2 protein-coding genes are annotated in these 3057 nt (G+C 50.5%); both read left to right on the top strand.

Annotation, left to right across the window (positions count from 1 at the left end; translation table 11 throughout):
* Positions 1-107 precede the first annotated feature (107 nt).
* Complete coding sequence (locus RDU59_12885; GenBank protein ID MDQ7839375.1) at positions 108-1499, top strand: TldD/PmbA family protein; 1392 nt, start codon at positions 108-110, stop codon at positions 1497-1499.
* A 10-nt stretch (positions 1500-1509) separates the two neighbouring features.
* Positions 1510-2802 carry a metallopeptidase TldD-related protein gene (locus RDU59_12890; protein ID MDQ7839376.1) on the top strand — a complete coding sequence of 431 codons (1293 nt, stop codon included), beginning with the start codon at positions 1510-1512 and terminating at the stop codon, positions 2800-2802.
* The last annotated feature ends 255 nt before the right edge of the window (positions 2803-3057 follow it).

A 3057-nucleotide genomic window follows, 5' to 3' on the forward strand; every position in this document is an offset into this window, starting at 1 on the left:
AATACGCCGCAAGGAGGAGCGATCGAAGGCAACGCCGCAGATGATGTCTTGATGGCAGATCAGGGACAAGCTTTTTGTTCTTGGCAACAGCCCGCCCTTTGAGTATTATGGTAATTATGATTAAGACGCTTAATTTTCTATTGGCCGATCTCGTCTTTGACATGGAGAAAAAGGTCCCTTACGCCTCTGCCTTGGCTATGGAGACGGAAGGAGAAAAGGTCACCGTAGAGACCCATGAACAGAAGGCCGAGTCGTTGCCTCCCCGGCGGGGAGTGGTGTTCATGGTCTTCACCGGACGTCATTTCATGGAAGCGGCGACAAACGACCTTAGGCCGGAGATGCTGAAAAAGACGGCGCAGGACCTCGTCAAAAAAGCAGAAGACCTGATTCGCTACGATGGCCCTGTAATCGACCCTGGAGAAATGACGGACCAGGAATTTTACGTCCAGCGTCAGATAAAAAACGAAGATATTCCTCTTGCCCGGAAAATAGATCTCTGCGGGTCCTGCAAAGACCGGGTGGAACGGGCCGACAAACGGATAACCAGCGCCCTTTGCCAATACCTTTTTGTAAGGACACGGGAACTTTTCGTGAACCGTCATAAAAAGCTCTATCAGGACCTGAAAAGAACCCAGGCACTGGCCTTTGTTGTGATGTGTAACGGTGAAAGGGCCGCCCAACTCCACACCGGACACGCCTATCAGGGCGGCTACGAACATGCGGCATTGCCTGAAGAAAAGCTCGACAGGCTTATTACGGATTGCGCCCGCATCCTTTATGCGGAGCGTCTTAACCCCGGCCACTATGACTGTATTTTTTCTCCGGCGTTTGCCGGCATATTTGCCCACGAGGCCTTTGGCCACGGCATGGAGACAGATATGTTTCTTAAACGCAGGGCCAAAGGCGCCGAGTACATTAATAAACAGGTGGCCTCCCCTCTGGTGAACATGTTCGATTCCCCTGCCCTCCCCGGCCAGGCCGCCTCTTTTTTCTTCGACCACGAGGGGCAACCGGCGAGTGAAACGCAGATAATCGAAAACGGCATATTAAAATCCGGCCTGACCGACCTTAACTCTGCCCTTCGTCTCAATATAAGGCGCACGGCCAACGGGAGGCGTGAGTCATTTACGCACAAGGTCTATGCCCGTATGACCAATACGTATTTTGGACCGGGGAGAAATTCCTTTGAGGAGATGGTGCGAGATATCTCCTTCGGCTATTTTCTCGACCACCCCTCAAACGGCATGGAAGATCCCAAGGGATGGGGCATTCAGCTCGAAGGATACTATGCCGAGGAAATACGCGACGGCCAACTGACCGGTAAGGTTTACAGCCCGGTCATCGTAACCGGCTATGTCCCGGAACTTCTCAAGTCCATTACCATGGTTGGCGATAAAATGGAGATCGGGGGCCTGGGTATGTGCGGCAAGGGGCATAAGGAGTGGGTTAAAGTAACAGACGGCGGCCCGTACCTGAGATTAAAGGCCCGGCTGGGCTGAGGAGACCGGAATGCTTCTTTCTGAGATTGCCGATTACCTATCATCTGTAAAAGAACTGACCGCGTGGGAAGTAACCCAACTGAAGCGCCGTGAGTCCCAGCTTTATACTATCTTTCAGGACGTAGAAAACATCCGGGAAGTAACGAGCGAAGAGTTTCAGGTAAAAGTATATCTTACGTACGAAAGAGATGGTCAGAATTTCCTGGGAGAGTCTTCTTTTGTGCTGACTGGAGATGATCTCCCACGCCCAAAGATTAAATCCGCCCTGGAGATGGCCCGGCTGATTGCCAACCAGCCCTTCTCCCTGCCCGAACCCGGACAGGCCTACCCCGCCGTAAAGACTTTTGACGCAAAGGTTGCATCTGATCCGGCATATTATCTTGAGCAGATTCACGGGGATCTGATCACTTTCAACTATCCGGGAATCAAATTAAGTTCTTCTGAGATATTCGTGGCGGAGAGTATATATACCCTTCTCAACTCTACCGGCCTCCGGGCCGGCCGCGAAGAGACGGAAGCCATGGTTGATTTTGTCTTTCTGGCCGGAAATAAAGATAAAGAATGTGAGATTGAAGGCCTAAAGCGCTGCCGCCTTTATGACGACCTCAACCTGGCTCCCACCCTGAATCAATATGCCGCCTATGCCCGGGATTTGTTGACGGCTGAGCCGCCGCCTACGGGGTTGTATGATGTGATATTTGCGGAAGAGGCCCTGGATACCTTTTTTAATTATTTCATCGCCCAGGCCGGCGGCCAAGCCGCCTATCAGGGATGGTCTCAGTTTAAAGAAAACGAGACTATAATGAGTAACCCAAAAGGCGAGAGGCTCACGCTCATAAGTGACCCCTTTTTGCCGGGAAGCATGAAAAGCAAATCTTTTGACGAAAATGGGCTGGCCCCTGAAAAGGTCTTGGTGATCGAGAATAACATCTTCAGAAACCGCACCGCCAATAAGCGGTATGCCGATTACCTGGGAATAAAACCTACCGGTGACTTCGCGAATGTTGTGGTCTCGCCTGGAAATTACTCTCTGAAAGAACTCATGTCCCCTTCCCCGGTGCTTCACCTTCTCAAGTTTTCTACTTTTGAGCCCAACCCGGTCACCGGGGCCTTTTCCGGAGAGATTCGCGTAGGGTATCTAATTGATGGGGATAAACTCGTGCCGATCAAAGGAGGGTCAATCTCCGGCACTATGTCCAGGGCCATGCAGGAAATCTATTTTTCTCAGGAGACAACCAAGCGGGAATCCTACAGCGGCCCCTTGGCTGTTAAGGTCTGCAATCTAAACATAGCCGGTCGATAGGTTACCTTCTCTATACATCTGCGACCGCAAATCTTCATGACTGGCAAAGTAGACTTTTCCCGATTGAGAAGCTAATATCGTTCTTTGCCTTATCGACCCTATCCACTTAATATTTAACTAGATTTTCTTATTGTGTTATTCAGCAAATTCTTATACGATTACCCCTAACTGCCGATCTCGACGAAAAAAGTCGAGTCGATATCAGCTTTGTCCGGTTAGGTTTTTGCATGTGCCGAATACTGAGAAAACGGAGAA

It is taken from the genome of Thermodesulfobacteriota bacterium, assembly GCA_031082315.1.
Lineage (GTDB): Bacteria > Desulfobacterota > QYQD01 > QYQD01 > QYQD01 > QYQD01.

Coding starts and splice junctions, on each gene's coding strand:
- RDU59_12885 (MDQ7839375.1), top strand. CDS start 108: ATGGTAATTATGATTAAGACGCTTAATTTTCTATTGGCCGATCTCGTC.
- RDU59_12890 (MDQ7839376.1), top strand. CDS start 1,510: ATGCTTCTTTCTGAGATTGCCGATTACCTATCATCTGTAAAAGAACTG.